General features: G+C 67.2%; 15 protein-coding genes. 7 read left to right on the top strand and 8 right to left on the bottom strand.

Annotated features, from left to right (window positions below; translation table 11 throughout):
• Positions 1–149: 149 nt before the first annotated feature.
• Positions 150–2,159, bottom strand: coding sequence for a phosphate transport regulator (locus ACFSCU_RS01010; protein ID WP_377559564.1), 2,010 nt, complete (start codon positions 2,157–2,159; stop codon positions 150–152).
• A gap of 199 nt (positions 2,160–2,358) precedes the next feature.
• Entirely contained in the window at positions 2,359–4,584 is a 2,226-nt protein-coding gene (locus ACFSCU_RS01015; RefSeq protein WP_180550392.1) for a heavy metal translocating P-type ATPase, read from the bottom strand.
• Positions 4,585–4,765: 181 nt separating this feature from the next.
• Between ACFSCU_RS01015 and cadR the strand changes: the two genes are divergently transcribed.
• The 6 genes from cadR (at position 4,766) to ACFSCU_RS01045 (ending at position 10,050) form a co-directional block, all read left to right on the top strand.
• On the top strand, positions 4,766–5,218 hold the full coding sequence (gene cadR / locus ACFSCU_RS01020) for a Cd(II)/Pb(II)-responsive transcriptional regulator (protein WP_333706302.1): 453 nt from the start codon (positions 4,766–4,768) through the stop codon (positions 5,216–5,218).
• A 55-nt stretch (positions 5,219–5,273) separates the two neighbouring features.
• A complete protein-coding gene (locus tag ACFSCU_RS01025) occupies positions 5,274–6,554 on the top strand; it encodes a solute carrier family 23 protein (RefSeq protein ID WP_377559568.1) in 1,281 nt (426 codons plus the stop codon).
• A gap of 47 nt (positions 6,555–6,601) precedes the next feature.
• A complete protein-coding gene (locus ACFSCU_RS01030) occupies positions 6,602–7,168 on the top strand; it encodes a superoxide dismutase family protein (RefSeq protein WP_180550391.1) in 567 nt (188 codons plus the stop codon).
• A gap of 573 nt (positions 7,169–7,741) precedes the next feature.
• Positions 7,742–9,214 (top strand): acetyl-CoA hydrolase/transferase family protein, encoded by a 1,473-nt coding sequence (locus tag ACFSCU_RS01035; protein ID WP_377559743.1) that lies wholly within the window; start codon positions 7,742–7,744, stop codon positions 9,212–9,214.
• Between the two features lie 213 nt (positions 9,215–9,427).
• Complete coding sequence (locus tag ACFSCU_RS01040) at positions 9,428–9,709, top strand: type II toxin-antitoxin system RelE/ParE family toxin (RefSeq protein WP_180551769.1); 282 nt, start codon at positions 9,428–9,430, stop codon at positions 9,707–9,709.
• Positions 9,710–9,738: 29 nt separating this feature from the next.
• Complete coding sequence (locus ACFSCU_RS01045) at positions 9,739–10,050, top strand: HigA family addiction module antitoxin (protein WP_180550390.1); 312 nt, start codon at positions 9,739–9,741, stop codon at positions 10,048–10,050.
• 774 nt (positions 10,051–10,824) lie between these two features.
• Here ACFSCU_RS01045 and ACFSCU_RS01050 read toward each other — a convergent pair.
• The 6 genes from ACFSCU_RS01050 to aroE form a co-directional block, all read right to left on the bottom strand.
• The gene (locus tag ACFSCU_RS01050) at positions 10,825–11,244 is read right to left on the bottom strand and encodes a hypothetical protein (RefSeq protein ID WP_180550389.1); all 420 of its coding nucleotides are present in this window, start codon (positions 11,242–11,244) and stop codon (positions 10,825–10,827) included.
• Positions 11,241–11,774, bottom strand: coding sequence for a hypothetical protein (locus ACFSCU_RS01055; RefSeq protein ID WP_377559570.1), 534 nt, complete (start codon positions 11,772–11,774; stop codon positions 11,241–11,243). Before ACFSCU_RS01055 ends, ACFSCU_RS01050 begins: the two co-directional genes overlap by 4 nt.
• A 3-nt stretch (positions 11,775–11,777) precedes the next feature.
• Positions 11,778–12,269 carry a hypothetical protein gene (locus ACFSCU_RS01060; protein WP_257645738.1) on the bottom strand — a complete coding sequence of 164 codons (492 nt, stop codon included), beginning with the start codon at positions 12,267–12,269 and terminating at the stop codon, positions 11,778–11,780.
• Positions 12,270–12,440: 171 nt separating this feature from the next.
• Positions 12,441–13,016, bottom strand: a complete 576-nt coding sequence (locus ACFSCU_RS01065) for a cob(I)yrinic acid a,c-diamide adenosyltransferase (protein ID WP_377559572.1) — start codon at positions 13,014–13,016, stop codon at positions 12,441–12,443.
• Positions 13,017–13,026: 10 nt separating this feature from the next.
• Positions 13,027–13,479 (bottom strand): type II 3-dehydroquinate dehydratase, encoded by a 453-nt coding sequence (gene aroQ / locus ACFSCU_RS01070; protein WP_180550387.1) that lies wholly within the window; start codon positions 13,477–13,479, stop codon positions 13,027–13,029.
• A gap of 13 nt (positions 13,480–13,492) precedes the next feature.
• The gene (aroE, locus tag ACFSCU_RS01075) at positions 13,493–14,332 is read right to left on the bottom strand and encodes a shikimate dehydrogenase (RefSeq protein ID WP_180551767.1); all 840 of its coding nucleotides are present in this window, start codon (positions 14,330–14,332) and stop codon (positions 13,493–13,495) included.
• A gap of 224 nt (positions 14,333–14,556) precedes the next feature.
• On the opposite strand from aroE, the gene ACFSCU_RS01080 reads away from it, so the two are divergent.
• A complete protein-coding gene (locus ACFSCU_RS01080; RefSeq protein WP_377559575.1) occupies positions 14,557–15,984 on the top strand; it encodes an FAD-binding oxidoreductase in 1,428 nt (475 codons plus the stop codon).
• The last annotated feature ends 61 nt before the right edge of the window (positions 15,985–16,045 follow it).

Below are 16,045 nucleotides of genomic sequence, written 5' to 3' on the forward strand. Positions count from 1 at the left end.
GACGCGGGCGGCGGCGGCGGCGGGGAGAGGAACGGGCGGGGTGGTGGTGGCGTTCGCCCTCACCCCTGCCCTCTCCCGCCAGCGGGAGAGGGAGTGTCCGGGGGGCGGTGGCCGGCATGGGGAATGGGCGACGGGCGCGCGTCTGCCGCTCACGCCGCCGCCACGCCCATGCGCTGCATGGTGCGCTCGCGCAGGCCCCAGCCCAGGGTCAGCAGGGCGTCGCTGGCCTGCTCGATGGCGGCGGCCAGTTCGTTGCCCAGGGTCAGCGCCACGGCGTCGGGCTGTTCGCGGCATTGCGTGGCCAGTTCGCGGCGGGCGCGGCGCAGCAGCTCGTCGCAGTGGCGCTCGGCCTGCTGCACGCGCCAGGCGGCCGACAGGTATTCGGACTGGTCGTCGCCGGCGCTGGCCTCGCCCAGCGTGCGCGCCACGGCCAGGGCCTTGACGTGGTCCTGCACGGCGTTCAGCACGGCGTCGGCCAGCTCGGTCAGCACCTGGCGCACGGGGGCAGTCCAGCCGTCGATGGCGGGGGTGGCGTCGACATGCTCGGCCAGCAGGCTGAGCACGAAGCAGGCTTCCTCCAGCGCGTCGGCCACGTCGTCGCTGTGGTGCAGCAGCTGCATCAGCGGGCGCCATTGCGGCTGGTGCTCGGCCAGCTCGCGCGCGTGCACCACCAGCTGGTCGGCGTGGCGCTCCCAGTCCTTGGCGCGCGCGGCCAGACGCTCGGCGGCGGGGGCGTCGCGCTCCAGCCCGTGCGCCAGCGCGTCGCGCAGGCCTTGCGCCAGGGCGTGGCAGTAGGCGGCGTGTTCTTCCAGCAGGTCGTCGTCGCCGCGGCGGCCGCGCAGGCGGCGCGCCAGCTGGGCCTGGGTCTGGTCGAGCAGCAGCGCCGGCGCGTTGGGGTGGTGGGCGGCGTTGATGAGCACGCCGGCCAGAAAGTCGCGCGCCTCGGCCTCGCCCAGCACCTGGTCCAGCCGGTCACCCAGGCGGAACTGGCTGGGGCCTTGCGCGGCCATGGCGTCCCAGATCAGGCGCTCGGCGCCGGCGTTCAGCCACGCCATGTGGCCGGCGCGGGCACGCGTGCTGGCCTCCAGCACCGCCACCGCGCCTTCGCGGCTGACGAAGTGCAGCAAGCGCTTGCGCGCGCGGTTCCAGTCGATCAGGAACACGATGCGCTCGCCGATGCCTTCGAGCTGCTGCGCCAGTTCGGCTTCATCGTGCGCCTCGAAGCGCGCGGTGCCCACGTGATAGGCGTCGCCCTGGTTCAGGCCCTGGGTGGTGCGCTGCTCGGCCTGGCCCCAGTGCGCGCCCACCTCGGCCAGCAGGCGCTGGAAGAAGCCGAAGCGCTGGCGGTGCAGGTCGGAATAGGTCAGCGTGATGACCTGCGGCGCGGCGGCGGTGTCGACCTGGATCACCAGCACGTGCGCGTCGTTGGTGCCGATGTCGTTCTGGATCAGCAGCTTGTCGCCGTCGCGCGTGGCGGCCGTGTCGAGGCCGGGGTGGTCGAACTTGAGCGGCGCGGTGCGGTTCAGCCCGCGCATGAAGGCGGCGATGCGCGGGCGGTCGCTGTCGTCGCCCGCCAGCTGCCAGCAGTGCGCGCCGTCGATGCGGTCGGTGGACAGCCCGGCCGCCAGGCGATTGAGCGCCTTGTGCAGGTCCATCACCATGATGTGCAGGCTGTCGCCGCGCGCGCGCTGGCCATGGGTCAGCGCCTCGATCTGCGCGGCGGCCAGCACCGGGCCGGACAGTGCATTCAGCTCGGCATGCCAGTGCGTCACGCGCTCGGCGAATGCAGCGTCGGCACCGTCGCCTTCGACCAGCGGGCGCGCCATCACACCCAGGTCGTCGGCCAGGCGCAGCGCCAGGCGCGGCAGATCGGGCACGCGCAGGGCGCCATCGGCTTCGCTGGCGGCGGTAGCGGGCAGGTCGTGCAGCCAGTCGGCCTCGGCGCGCACGGTGATGTCGGCGGCGGCGATCTCGCGCGACAGGTCCAGCGCGGCCTCGCGCGGGTGGTGGGCATGGGCGTGCGCGGCCTGCAGCACGCTCAGGTAGAGCTTCAGGCGGTCGTTGGCCTTGAGCGCGGCGCGCACCTGCGCCGGCCGCAGCAGCGAGGCCAGCGCCGGCGCCTGCTCGCCCAGCGTGGCGACGGCATCGCTTTTTTCCATGGATGAAAAGCCGTGAAATTCAGAGTCCGCCAGTCTGTGTCACGGCCGTGACCAAGGCGTGACAGCGGCGGTTGGCTCGTGCCGCTGCCACGCAATTCACTTCTCTATTGATAGCTGTTTACGCCCATCCAGTATCAAATTCAAGACAAAACAATCTGAAAACATTGTGTGAAGAGCGCAAGCAGCTCTCTTTTTTGAACTACGCCCGCCCGCCCCGCAGCATGCGCAGCCCATTGGCCACCACGATCAGGCTGGCGCCCATGTCGGCGAACACCGCCATCCACATCGTCGCCAGCCCTGCCAGCGCCAGCCCCAGGAAGGCCGCCTTGATGCCCAGCGCCAGCACGATGTTCTGCCACAGCACGCCGTGCGTGCGGCGCGACAGGCGGATCAGGCCGGGCAGGCGGCGCAGGTCGTCGTTCATCACCACCACGTCGGCGGCTTCCATGGCGATGTCGGTGCCGGCCGAACCCATGGCGATGCCGATGTCGGCCGCCGCCAGCGCCGGCGCGTCGTTGATGCCGTCGCCCACCATGGCCGTGGGACCCAGGCGCGCCTGCAGCTCGGCGATGCGGGCCAGCTTGTCGCCCGGCAGCAGCTGACCGTGCGCCTCGGCCACGCCGGCGGCGCCAGCCACGGCCTGCGCGGCGGCGGGGTGGTCGCCCGACAGCATCACCGTCTGCACGCCCAGCGCGTGCAGTTCGCGCACCGCTTCGGGCGCGTGGTCCTTCACCGTGTCGGCCACGGCGAACAGCGCCAGCACCGCCGTGTCGGAGGCCAGCAGCGACACGCTGCGGCCCTGCGCCTGGTGCGCCGCCAGCCGCTCGGTGAGCAACGCGCTGCCCAGGCCCAGCGCCTCGGCGGCGCGCTGGCTGATGAGGCGCAGCCGCTGCCCGCCCACCACGCCTTCGACGCCGTGCCCCGGCTGGTCGACGAAGTGCTCGACGTTGCCGGCCGCCACGCCCTGCGCCGCCAGCCCCTGCGCGATGGCCTGCGACACCGGGTGCGCACTGTGAGCAGAAAGTGCCGCTGCCGCAGACAGGACGGTCTCTTTAAGCTCTTGATTCGATAGCAATTCATGCGCCACCAGCACCGGCTTGCCCAGCGTCAGCGTGCCGGTCTTGTCCAGCGCCACGGCCTTCAGGCGGCGCGCTTCTTCCAGGTACACGCCGCCCTTGACCAGCACGCCGCGCCGCGCCGCGTTGGCCAGCGCGCTGACGATGGTCACCGGCGTGGCGATCACCAGCGCGCACGGGCAGGCAATGACCAGCAGCACCAGCGCCTTGTAGATCGCCGTCAGCCACGTCCAGCCCGCCAGCCACGGCCCCAGCAGCGCCACGGCCAGTGCCAGCACGAACACGGCCGGCGTGTAGACCGCGGCAAAGCGGTCGATGAAGGCCTGCGTGGGCGCGCGCTCGCTCTGCGCCTGCTCCACGGCGTGGATGATGCGTGCCAGCTGCGTGTCGCGCGCGCCGGCCGTCACGCGCACTTCCAGCACGCCGGTCTGGTTCAGCGTGCCGGCGTACACCGCGTCGCCCTCGGCCTTGTCCACCGGCAGGCTCTCGCCGGTGACGGGCGCCTGGTCGATGGCGCTGCGGCCGGCCGTCACCACGCCGTCCAACGCCAGCCGCGTGCCGGGCTTGACGCGGATCACGGCGCCCAGCGGCACGTCGGCGGCCTTGGCGGCGTGCCAGTGGCCGTGGGCATCGCGCTGCTCCACGGTGTCGGGCGCCATCTCCAGCAGGCCTCCGATGGCGCCGCGCGCGCGGTCCACGGCGCGCGCCTCCAGCCATTCGGCCAGCGCGTACAGCGCCATCACCATCGCGGCTTCAGGCCACTCGCCGATCAGGAAGGCGCCGGTGACAGCCACGGTCATCAGCGCGCTGATGTTCAGCCGCCCGCGCCGCAGCGCGTTGAAGCCCTTGATGTAGGTCGACAGCCCGGCCAGCGCCACCGCCGCCACGGCCAGCGCCATGCCCAGCCACTGCACGGATTCGGGGCCGAAGGCGCTGAGCAGCTCGGCACCCAGGGCCAGCACCAGCGCCGCCACGGTGCGGCTCAGGCCGGGCGCCAGGGTCAGAGCCTGCCAGGGTGACGGCTTCGCGTCGACCGGCGCGGCGACGGCGGCGGCGCTGCCGCAGCCCGATCCGCAACAGGCGCCGCAGCTCGACGCCGCGACGCTCGGCGCGGGCGCCGCGCCCACCGTGCCCGTGGGCGCAAAGCCCGCGCCCTTCAGCGCCGCCTCGATGCCCGGCAGCGCGCCCGGCAGCGCGTCCACCGCCAGCTCGCGCGCGCCCAGGCGGAAGGCCAGCCGCTGCACACCGGCCACGTCGCGCAGGGCGTGGCGGATCTCGCTTTCCTCGGCCGCGCAGTCCATGTTGGGGATGCGCCAGGTGACGCTGTCGAATGTCCTCGTGGTGCTCATGGCTCGATTGGAAACCCTGGAGCAACTCCAGAGTCAAGCCGCCGTGCGTCCCCGCCTTTGTGGGAGCGGGCTTGCCCGCGATTCGGTGTTGGTTGAGGGCGATGCGCTGCCATCGCGGGCAAGCCCGCTCCCACACCCAGGTCACCGAGCGCGCCGCGCGCCGGGTCATTACCATGGCCCCATGAAGATCAGCGAACTCGCCCAGGCCACGGGCACCCCGGTCGACACCATCCGCTACTACGAGCGCGAAGGCCTGCTGCCCGCGCCGGCACGCGGCGACAACAACTACCGCGTTTACGGCGCCGAGCACGCCGAGCGCCTGGCCTTCATCCGCCAGGGGCGCGGGCTCGACATGTCGCTGGGCGAAATCCGCACGCTGCTGGCCTGGCGCGACCAGCCCGACGCCGACTGCGGCGCCGTCAACGATCTGCTGGACGAGCACATCGGCCACATCGCCACCCGCATCCGCGAGCTGCGCGCGCTGGAGCGGCAACTGAAGGATCTGCGTGCCCAGTGCCGCCAGGCCAGCGACACGGCGCACTGCGGCATCCTGACGGGCCTGGCGCAGGCCGCCGAGCCACCCCCAGCCCGTGCGCACGACAACCACGTGCACGGCACCCACGGCCGGCCCTGACTGGGCCGGTTCGCCCGTACCATTGCGCCACTTTCCACAAGACGAGGAGCGAGGTATGAGCCTGTTGAGCTGGCAGGAGCGGCCGGCGTCGGCGCTGGCCGATGGCGGGGTGATCGGGCCCGACGAGCGGCTGCCGTGGCCGCAGACGGCGGCCATGGGCGTGCAGCACGTCATCGCCATGTTCGGCGCCACGGTGCTGGCGCCGATCCTGATGGGGTTCGACCCCAACCTGGCGATCTTCATGAGCGGAATCGGCACGCTGATCTTCTACTTCGTCACCGGCGGCAAGGTGCCCAGCTACCTGGGCTCGTCGTTCGCCTTCATCGGCGTGGTGATCGCGGCCACCGGCTATGCGGGCCAGGGGCCCAACGCCAACATCGGGGTGGCGTTGGGCGGCATCATCTTCTGCGGGCTGCTGTATGCGCTGATCGGCGCCATCGTGCAGGCCGTAGGCACGGGCTGGATCGAGCGGCTGATGCCGCCGGTGGTGACCGGCGCGGTGGTGGCGGTGATCGGCCTGAACCTGGCGCACATCCCCATCAAGAACATGGCGGCCAGCAACTTCGACAGCTGGATGCAGCTGGTCACCTTTCTGTGCGTGGCGCTGGTGGCGGTGTTCACGCGCGGCATGGTGCAGCGGCTGCTGATTCTGGTGGGGCTGCTGATCGCCACGCTGATCTATCTGGTGCTGGCCAACGGCCTGGGGCTGGGCAAGCCGATGGACTTCTCGGGCATCGTCAACGCGCCCTGGGTGGGGCTGCCCAAGTTCACCGCGCCGGTGTTCGACACCAACGCCGCCCTGCTGATAGCCCCGGTGGCGCTGATCCTGGTGGCCGAGAACCTGGGCCACATCAAGGCCGTGGCGGCCATGACGGGCCGCAACCTCGACCCCTACATCGGCCGCGCCTTCGGCGCCGACGGGCTCGCCACCATGGTGTCGGGCACCGCCGGCGGCACGGGCGTGACCACCTATGCCGAGAACATCGGCGTGATGGCCGCCACGCGCATCTACTCGACCGCGGTTTTTTTGGTGGCGGCCGTGATGGCGCTGGTGCTGGGCTTCAGCCCCAAGTTCGGTGCCTTCATCCAGGCCATTCCGCTGCCGGTGATGGGCGGCGTGAGCATCGTGGTGTTCGGCCTCATCACCATCGCCGGCGCCAAGATCTGGGTCGACAACAAGGTGGATTTCAGCAACCCCGTCAACCTGCTGGTGGCCGCCATCACGCTGGTGCTGGGCACGGGCGACTTCACGCTCAAGTTCGGCGACTTTGCGCTGGGTGGGATTGGCACCGCAACCTTTGGGGCCGTTCTCCTACACGCGCTGCTGCGGCGCTGAACCTAGCATGGGCGTTTGCCAACCCTGGTCCACAAGGAGAACGCCCCATGCTGAAATCAACCGCTTTGCGCAGCGCCGCGCTGCTGGCCGTGGCCGCCGGCCTGGGCGCCTGCAGCAACATGAAGAACGCCGAGGTGAACCCGCGCACCGTGGCCATCGTCAAGCTCACCTCGGCCGCCGGCGGCACGCCGCAGCCCAACCCGCAGTCGCCGGTGCAGGGCGTGATCAACTTCTCCGAGCTGCGCGGCATCACCAGCGTGACCGGCACCGTCACCGGGCTGAAGCCGAACGCGCCGCACGGCTTCCACGTGCACGAGAAGGGCGACTGCTCGACGCCCGACTTCAGCAGCGCGGGCGGCCACTTCAACCCCACCAACCAGCCGCACGGCGCGCACGGCAGCGGCCTGCACCACCTGGGCGACATGCCGCAGCTGATGGCCGACGCCAGCGGCGCGGCCAAGGTGTCGTTCAACAGCCAGACGCTGAAGCTGCGCGGGGTGAACAGCATCATCGGCAAGTCGGTCATAGTGCACCGCGACCCGGACGACGTGAACCACCAGCCGGTGGGCAACGCCGGGCCGCGCCTGGCGTGCGGGGTGATCATGCAGAACTGAGGCGCGGCCGCGTCTTGAACCCGAGAAAGCGCCTGCGGGCGCTTTTTTGCTGCTGTCTTGATAGCTGCCGGCGCCCGCTCCGTGGGCGCAGAAGGCCGTTTGGACCCCAAAACGCCTGTAGGAGCGGGCTTGCCCGCGATGGCAGCGCATCGCCCACCCTGCACGCCCATCGCGGGCAAGCCCGCTCCCACAAGAGGGCAGCCTCAAGAATAGTTGGGGTATATGGATTTTGCGCCCGTCATTCGGGCGTTAGCAGCATGGATGCATGGGAGTATTTGGATGTGAACACTGCAACCACCCCGTTCCCAGCCCTTCCCAGCGCCTTACCCCGTCCCGCAACGCCGCCCGTGCGATAAGTCACCCCCAGCCCCCGCGTCGCCACCCCGCTTGACCTGCCTCAAGCCCCGCCGTGAACCCGCGCGGCCACCCGTCCTCTACACTAGGGTTAACCCTGATGACCCGCCTGCGCGCGGGCGGCTCGCTTTCAAGGATTCACCCATGCTGACCAACCCCTCCGCCCCCACCTCCCTGGCCGCCGGCCGCATCCAGCACGCCGGCCTGCGCACCAAGCTGATGACCGCCGAGCAGGCCGCCGCCCTGATCCAGCCCGGCTGGAACGTCGGCATGAGCGGCTTCACCGGCGCTGGCTACCCCAAGGCCGTGCCGCTGGCGCTTGCGCACCAGATCGAGGCCGCGCACGCGCGGGGCGACAAATTCCGCATCGGCCTGTGGACGGGCGCCTCCACCGCGCCCGAACTGGACGGCGCGCTGGCCAAGGTCGACGGCATCGACATGCGCCTGCCCTACCAGAGCGACCCCACGGTGCGCGCGCAGATCAACAGCGGCCACATGCAGTACGTCGACATCCACCTCTCGCACGTGGCGCAGTTCGTGTGGTTCGGCTTTCTGGGCCACCTGAACGTGGCGGTGATCGAGGTAGCCGGCATCCTGCCCGACGGCCGGCTGGTGCCCAGCACCTCGGTCGGCAACAACAAGACCTGGATCGACCAGGCCGACCACGTCATCCTGGAAGTGAACCACTGGCAGAACCCCGGCCTGGAGGGCATGCACGACATCTACTACGGCACCGCCCTGCCGCCGCACCGCCAGCCCATCATGATGACCGAGCCTGGCCAGCACATCGGCGAACCCTACCTGCGCTGCGACCCGGCCAAGGTCATCGCCGTGGTCGAGACCAACGCCCCCGACCGCAACAGCAAGTTCGCCGCGCCCGACGCCAACTCGCAGGCCATTGCCGGGCACATCATCGACTTTCTGCAGCACGAAGTGGCCAAGGGCCGCCTGCCCAAGGCGCTGCTGCCGCTGCAATCGGGCGTGGGCAACATCGCCAACGCCGTGCTGGCGGGGCTGAACGCCGGCCCGTTCGACAAGCTGAACGCCTACACCGAGGTGCTGCAGGACGGCATGCTCGACATGCTCAAAAGCGGCAAGCTCGCCACCGCCTCGGCCACCGCGCTGTCGCTCAGCCCCGACGCGGCCAAATACTTCAACGAGCACATCGCCGAGTTCAAGGACCGCATCGTGCTGCGCCCGCAGGAAATCAGCAACCACCCGGAAATCATCCGGCGCCTGGGGCTGATCGCCATGAACGCGATGATCGAGTGCGACATCTACGGCAACGTGAACAGCACGCACCTGATGGGCAGCGCCATCATGAACGGCATCGGCGGCTCGGGCGACTTCGCGCGCAACGCCTACCTCTCCATCTTCATGACGCCCTCGGTCGCCAAGGACGGCGCCATCAGCTGCGTGGTGCCCATGGCGTCGCACGTCGACCACACCGAGCACGACGTGCAGGTCATCGTCACCGAACGCGGCCTGGCCGACCTGCGCGGCCTGGCGCCCCAGCAGCGCGCGCGCCTCGTCATCGACCGCTGCGCCCACCCCGACTTCCGCGACGCGCTGACCGACTACCTGGAGCGCGCCAAAGCCGGCGCCAACGGGCAGCACACGCCGCACCTGCTGGACGAGGCGCTGTCGTGGCACCAGCGGTATTTGAAGCAGGGGAGCATGAAGGCGGGCTGATGCCGCTTCTGGTTTGATAGCTTGCAGCGCATGGTGGGCGGGCGCTGCGGGCCGATTTGGCTTGGAATGTTGTAGACTGGATTAGCGCGGCGCAACCCGGCCACGCACCGAAGAAGAGCGCTGGGTTTCGTTCTTCAGCCCAGCCTACGACCTACACCGCTGAAGGCAGTTTTATACCGAATATCGGTAAACGGTATGCAATGCTCGCAAACCATGGCGGCCCTCTCGTTCAAGTGTCCGGACACGCAGCGCCTGTTCACCAGCGGCAAGACCCGCCGCTTCGCCAACATCCACAGCGTGGCCGAGCGCAAGCTGGCGCAACTGGACGCGGCGCAAACTCTGGACTTCCTGCGCAGCCCGCCCGGCAACCGGCTGGAACCGCTGAGCGGCGACCGCCAAGGCCAGCACAGCATCCGCATCAACGACCAGTGGCGGCTGTGCTTCGTGTGGACCCACCAAAGCGTGGCCGACGTGGAGATCGTCGATGACCACTGAAGCCGCCACCGCAACGCAAGGAGAAACCCATGTTCAAGAACGGCATGCGCCCCATCCACCCCGGCGAAGTGCTGCGCGAGGATTACCTCAAGCCGATGGACATGAGTGCCAACGCGCTTGCCAGGCAATTGCACGTGCCCGCCTCGCGCATCAACGACATCGTGCTGGAGCGGCGCGGCATCACCGCCGACACCGCGCTGCGCCTGAGCCGTTTCTTTGGCGGCGACGCGCAGTCGTGGCTGAACCTGCAAACCGCCTACGACCTGCGCGTGGCCGAACTGGATGAATCGCTGCAGGCGGCGGTGATGACGGTGCATCCGCTGGCCTTGCGTCCTGCTTAACAGCGTAGACGAAAAAATTGTAATCTGACCCCAATTTCCGCCAGTATGCCTCTATGCCCTCCGGGTCGTCCGTCTCAATGACATGAACATGCTCAAGCTCCTCGGGGAGCAGGAGCGAGATCTCTCGACGTCGGCGAGCCGTGTCGTTGGAGCGGCCAATCTTGTAATGCTGCCCGTGCTTAAGCAGGTACACGTAGCCAGTGACGGCTCGGCTGACCGACTTTGCTTCCGGGCCAACTGACGCTTTGCTTTGAGGAATGAGATGCGAAATGTCGGAAATGCCGTTGGCCTGGCAGAACGCCAACGCGACACGTGGCAAGTTGGAGAACGTGCCGCCCGCAACAGTGACAAAGGCCTCATAGCTCGGAAAGGACTTGTCCTTGGCACGAGCAGCCTTGATGTGCCCCTTGGTCGGAAAGCGTCCGATGCCGCGAATCAGCTCCATGAGTGATGCCAGAACGATCTGAGGGTCTGACGCAGGATTTAGCTTGTTCTTACCGAAGCCGGCTGCAACCAACGCATCGCTGTAGCTGGCAAAGCCGGCCGACCAAAGCGCAGAGCGACTCAAACCAGTGCTGGCCAGGAAGAGCTTCTCACCGAGCGGCTTGTGGCCATTCTCGCGAGCAAGTCGCTGAATCTCGCTAGTGACTTCTTCGGGACTCATGAGTGCATCAAAGGCCGTCTAACGTTTCGCTTGAGGGGCGCGGAGACAGCAAGCATAGCTTGCTGGCGGAGCGTCCCTCTCGAAGCGATTGTTAGGCCATAAAACTTCCATTACTCACCGGCATGGGCAGTGAGAAACAGCGACTTTTCAAGTGACGCGAAGAAATCTTGATAGTGTTTTGGATCCTCGATCGGCGTGATGTTGAATTGAGCATTTGCTCTCACCAACATGCGGTCAGTGCCCTTGGGGCGAACCGATACTGTGATTTTAATTTGGTGACCATCAAGCTTGGTGCCGCTGACGCTACCAAGCATTAGGTCTGCACGATCAATGACGAAACCGAGGTCCTGAAGGGTGGAAATTGTTGCTCGTAGAACCTTCTCTTTGTCTGCTGTCTCGAATATACGTGACTGATAGCTGCGCTTCTGAAGTTGGGTTTCATCGCCGGAATCTAAAACACGTTGATTGGTTGTCGCGCATCCGCTAAGAAGTGACAGAGACAGAAGAATTGCAGTGAATAGGTATCTCATATTTTTTGTGCCTCAAGAAAAACGGATTTCGATACACGCTCGTAGAAGTCTTGGTACAGCTCGGGCTCTCGAAGGGTTTGAGCTATTGTGGAATTGTCAGTGCGCCGCACCAATCGCTGAAAGGTGACACGCACAAAATGACTATCAGACATTGCTTTGCCACTGCTGTCGTTAACAGGCCGCACAACAAGTGCAACGCGAATTGTTTGGTCTTTGCTGATTGCCATTGCACCACCGCCAAGAAGAGCAACAATAATTGCTGCTGCAACCTCGCCGCCGTTAGTGGCATCACGTTGTTTGCTGGCAGTTAGAACTCCGAGTTTAGTTTCTGAATTTTCAAGATTGAACCCAAGGTCTTGAAGCACATTTGCACTTGCCGTTATTAAATCGGCTTCTTTGATACCGTCATAACGACGGGTTTCCAATTGCCGTTGCTGTAATAACTCTGGGGTAACAACAAAAGTGTTCGGCGGAACGGTCACGCATCCGGCAAGGAAAAGCGCGCCAATAAGGATTGGTAGCTTTTTCATTTGTTAAAACCTCGAAGTGTGATATGCGAAGTCACGAACTTTGCCGTCCTTATCAAATTTGATGATGACGGTAAGCGTGCGTTGACTTGTTGAAGAAGCTCCTGCCGAAGAACCGCCGCCAACACCGACACCACCTGCGGCACCACCGCCAAAACCAAGGATCAGAGCATTGACACCGCCACTGCTGGACGAATAAGCGCGGTCGGTAGCGATCTTGTCGTATATCCAGACCTCTCGGCGCTCTTCGTCGGTAGATACGATATTGGGCGAACCAAGTGCTTGAGCAACATCAGCACCACTCATTCCGACACGGATTTCCTTTTGTACCTTGCCGACGGTCATACGATCTGTCGAGTTGTCTTGAACATCCGCCCTGTGGAAGGCTGCGGATTGACACCCGGAGAGTAAGGCGGCGGTAAGTATTGCCAGGAAAGAAAAGCTTCTTCGTTTATTGAGCATCTTTGTATCCCCTTTCATAAAAACACGATTAATCATATGCCTACTGGGTTCGATGTAGGCGGCCTAACTTGATTTATCTTGCATATCCGCGCAATAACAGTTAACGCGACAGCGCACGGATGTACGACACAAGAACGTAACCCATTGAGGGAGCTCGAGTTTTCGGGTTCATCTGGATGTAAGCCCGGTATAACCTGCACGCAAGACTCATTCTTTGGCGTTTACCAACCGCTCACTCTTCCAATACACATCATCTCCCACGCTCCCATCCGCCCGATGCCGGTTCAGCACGCGGGCCAGCACGAACATCAGATCGGACAGGCGGTTGAGGTAGCGGCGCGGGGCGGCGCGCACGGCCTCGTGCTGCTCCAGCGCCACCACGCTGCGCTCGGCCCGGCGGGCGACGGTGCGGCAGATGTGGGCCTGGCTGGCGGCGCGGGTGCCGGCCGGCAGGATGAACTCCTGCAGGCGCGGCAGGGTGGCGTTGTGGCGCTCCAGCGCAGCGTCGAGCTGCGCCAGCGCGTCGTCCTTGAGCAGCTCGAAGCCGGGGATGGACAGCTCGCCCCCCAGGTTGAACAGCTGGTGCTGGATGTCGATGAGCAACTCGCGCACGTCGGCCGGCATGTCCTCGCACAGCAGCAGGCCGATGTGCGAGTTGAGTTCGTCCACGTCGCCCATGGCCATGGGGCGCGCGCTGGCCTTGGAGACGCGCGTGTTGTCGCCCAGGCCGGTGGTGCCGTCGTCGCCGGTGCGGGTGGCGATCTGCGTCAGGCGCTTGCCCATGGTCAATTCCTCATTTTTTGATAGCTGCCTGCGCAGCACTGGCGGCGGCCCGCAGCCCCAGAAGGTATGAATCCACACCGAAGCCGCTGATCTGACCCCTGGCAATGTCGGCGATGTAGGACTGCTGGCGGAACGGCTCGCGGGCGTGGATGTTGCTCATGTGCACCTCGACGATGGGGCACTTCAGGATCGCCAGCGCGTCGCGGATGGCGACGCTGGTGTGCGTCCACGCGCCGGCGTTGATGACCACCGCCGCCACGCCATCGCGGTGCGCCTGGTGGATGCGCTCGCACATGGCGCCTTCGTGGTTGGTCTGGAAGCATTCGACCGCCACGCCCAGCTCGCCGGCCAGCGCGTGCAGCGCCGCGTCGATGTCCGCCAGCGTCGCCGTGCCGTATTGCGCCGGGTCGCGCTGGCCGAACATGTTGAGGTTGATGCCGTGCAGGACGAGGAGGTTCATCATGCCCGCCATTACATCAGACCAGCGGCACGGTAAGGCGAGTTAGCGCCTCGCGCGTGTCGGGGCGCACGCCGCGCCACCAGGCGAAGGCTTCGGCGGCCTGCTCGACCAGCATGCCGACGCCGTCGGCAACGCGGGCGGCGCCTGCGGCCTGCGCCAGCTTCAGGAAGGGCGTGAGGCCCTTGCCGTAGACCATGTCGTAGGCCAGCGCGCCAGGGGCGAAGGCGGCGGGCGGCACGGCGGGGGCATCGCCGCCCAGACTGGCCGAGGTGGCATTGATGACGACGTCGAACGGCGCTTCGCCCGCCAGCGCGTCGAAGCCACCGCCGGCCAGCGGCACGCCGCCCAGGTGCGGGGCCAGTTCATGCGCCAGCTCCTCGGCCTTGGCAGCGGTGCGGTTGGCAATGACGATGCGCGCCGCACCGGCGCGGGCGATGGGCAGCACGGCGCCGCGCGTGGCGCCGCCGGCGCCGAGCAGCAGCACGCGCCGGCCTTTCAGCGGCAGGCCCAGGTTCGCCTCGATGTCGCGCACCAGGCCGACGCCGTCGAAGTTGCGCGCCTCGATGCGGTCGCCGTCGAAGCGCAGGGCGTTGGCGGCGCCGGCCAGGCGGGCGTCGTCGCTGGCTTGCGTGGCCGCGGCCAGGGCCTGCAGCTTGAAGGGCAGCGTGACGTTCATCCCCTGGCCGCCCGCCGCGCGGAAGGCGGCCAGCGCGCGGGCAAAGCCGCCCTCATCCGCGCCGCCGTCGATGGCCTCGTAGGTCATCGCCTGCCCAGTGGCCTGCGCGAACAGGCCGTGGATGAGCGGCGACTGGCTGTGGGCGATGGGGTGGCCGATGACGGCGTAGCGGTCGGGCATGGCGTGCGGGTAGTGGATGGCAGACGGGGCCATCACTGTAGCGCAGGGTGGCAGGGGCACGGCTTATGAGCCAAATTGGCCTTCAGCGCCCGTCCAGCAAGCGCTAACAGCTATGCAATCAGGAGTACTCACACCCAAGCCCGCTCCGAGCGCGCTGCGCCCGATCGGCTTAAACTGGCCGATCCCCCGATTGCCGCGGCCGCGCCCGCCTGGAGACACCTGCCATGAACGCCCCCACCCAGCTTGCCCACGTCACGCCCGAGATCAAGCCGCGCCCGGCGCCACCGGCGCTGATCGAGGCGCTGAAGTCGCGCTTCGGCGCGCAGTTTTCCGAAGCCATGGCGGTGCGCGAGCAGCACGGGCGCGACGAGTCGGCCTTCACCACCGTGCCGCCGCCGGCGGGCGTGGTGTTTGCCGAGAACACGACCGACGTGCAGGACGCCATCAAGCTGTGCGCGCAACACAAGGTGCCGGTGATTCCGTACGGCGTCGGCTCGTCGCTGGAGGGCCACTTGCTGGCCGTGCAGGGCGGCATCAGCCTGGACGTGAGCCGCATGAACCAGGTGCTGAGCGTGAACGCCGAGGACCTGACGGTGACGGTGCAGCCGGGCGTGACGCGCAAGCAGCTCAACGACGAGATCAAGAGCACCGGCCTGTTCTTCCCCATCGACCCCGGCGCCGACGCCAGCATCGGCGGCATGGCCGCCACGCGCGCCAGCGGCACCAACGCCGTGCGCTACGGCACCATGCGCGAGAACGTGCTGGCGCTGGAAGTGGTGACGGCGCAGGGCGAGGCCATCCGCACCGGCACGCGCGCCAAAAAGAGCAGCGCCGGCTACGACCTGACGCGCCTGTTCGTGGGCAGCGAGGGCACGCTGGGCGTGATCACCGAGGTCACGCTGCGCATCTACCCGCTGCCCGAGGCGGTGTCGGCGGCGATCTGCTCGTTCCCGACCATCGCCGACGCGGTGACCACGGTGATCCAGACCATCCAGATCGGCGTGCCGATTGCGCGGGTGGAACTGATCGACGGCAACAGCGTGCGCGCCGTGAACCAGTACGCCAAGCTGAGCCTGCGCGAGGAGCCGATGCTGCTGATGGAGTTCCACGGCTCGCCGGCCGGCGTGAAGGAGCAGGCTGAAGTGGTGCAGGAGATCGCCCGCGAGCACAGCGGTGCCGACTTCGAATGGGCCGACACGCCCGAGGAGCGCACGCGCCTGTGGACGGCGCGGCACAACGCCTACTTCGCCGCCGTGCAAAGCCGCCCGGGCTGCCGCTGCATCACCACCGACACCTGCGTGCCCATCAGCCGCCTGGCCGATGCGCTGCTGGACACGGTGGCCGAGGCGGACGAGAGCGGTATCCCCTACTTCCTGGTCGGGCACGTGGGCGATGGCAACTTCCACGTCGGCTACCTGATCGACCCCGACGACGACGACGAGCGCGCCCGCGCCGAGGCGCTGAACCACCGCGTGGTGCAGCGCGCCATCGCGCTGCAGGGCACCTGCACTGGCGAGCACGGCGTGGGGCTGCACAAGATGGGCTTTCTGATCGACGAAGCCGGCGCCGGCGCGGTGGCGATGATGCGCACCATCAAGCAGGCGCTGGACCCGGACAACATCATGAACCCGGGGAAGGTGTTTGCGCTGTAGGCCGTGGGCCCAGCGATTTCAAGCCAAATTGGCCTTCAGGCCAATGCTGGCGAGCGCCAAA

It is taken from the genome of Ottowia beijingensis (genome assembly GCF_042680925.1).
Lineage (GTDB): Bacteria > Pseudomonadota > Gammaproteobacteria > Burkholderiales > Burkholderiaceae_C > Ottowia > Ottowia beijingensis.

Excerpts from the sequence above, each read along its gene's own strand:
- ACFSCU_RS01080 (WP_377559575.1), top strand. The coding sequence starts at position 14,557 with ATGAACGCCCCCACCCAGCTTGCCCACGTCACGCCCGAGATCAAGCCG.
- ACFSCU_RS01030 (WP_180550391.1), top strand. The coding sequence starts at position 6,602 with ATGCTGAAATCAACCGCTTTGCGCAGCGCCGCGCTGCTGGCCGTGGCC.
- aroQ (WP_180550387.1), bottom strand. The coding sequence starts at position 13,479 with ATGATGAACCTCCTCGTCCTGCACGGCATCAACCTCAACATGTTCGGC.
- ACFSCU_RS01055 (WP_377559570.1), bottom strand. The coding sequence starts at position 11,774 with ATGAAAAAGCTACCAATCCTTATTGGCGCGCTTTTCCTTGCCGGATGC.
- ACFSCU_RS01045 (WP_180550390.1), top strand. The coding sequence starts at position 9,739 with ATGTTCAAGAACGGCATGCGCCCCATCCACCCCGGCGAAGTGCTGCGC.
- ACFSCU_RS01015 (WP_180550392.1), bottom strand. The coding sequence starts at position 4,584 with ATGAGCACCACGAGGACATTCGACAGCGTCACCTGGCGCATCCCCAAC.
- aroE (WP_180551767.1), bottom strand. The coding sequence starts at position 14,332 with ATGCCCGACCGCTACGCCGTCATCGGCCACCCCATCGCCCACAGCCAG.
- ACFSCU_RS01025 (WP_377559568.1), top strand. The coding sequence starts at position 5,274 with ATGAGCCTGTTGAGCTGGCAGGAGCGGCCGGCGTCGGCGCTGGCCGAT.
- ACFSCU_RS01065 (WP_377559572.1), bottom strand. The coding sequence starts at position 13,016 with ATGGGCAAGCGCCTGACGCAGATCGCCACCCGCACCGGCGACGACGGC.
- cadR (WP_333706302.1), top strand. The coding sequence starts at position 4,766 with ATGAAGATCAGCGAACTCGCCCAGGCCACGGGCACCCCGGTCGACACC.
- ACFSCU_RS01035 (WP_377559743.1), top strand. The coding sequence starts at position 7,742 with ATGACCGCCGAGCAGGCCGCCGCCCTGATCCAGCCCGGCTGGAACGTC.
- ACFSCU_RS01060 (WP_257645738.1), bottom strand. The coding sequence starts at position 12,269 with ATGATTAATCGTGTTTTTATGAAAGGGGATACAAAGATGCTCAATAAA.
- ACFSCU_RS01040 (WP_180551769.1), top strand. The coding sequence starts at position 9,428 with ATGGCGGCCCTCTCGTTCAAGTGTCCGGACACGCAGCGCCTGTTCACC.
- ACFSCU_RS01050 (WP_180550389.1), bottom strand. The coding sequence starts at position 11,244 with ATGAGATACCTATTCACTGCAATTCTTCTGTCTCTGTCACTTCTTAGC.
- ACFSCU_RS01010 (WP_377559564.1), bottom strand. The coding sequence starts at position 2,159 with ATGGAAAAAAGCGATGCCGTCGCCACGCTGGGCGAGCAGGCGCCGGCG.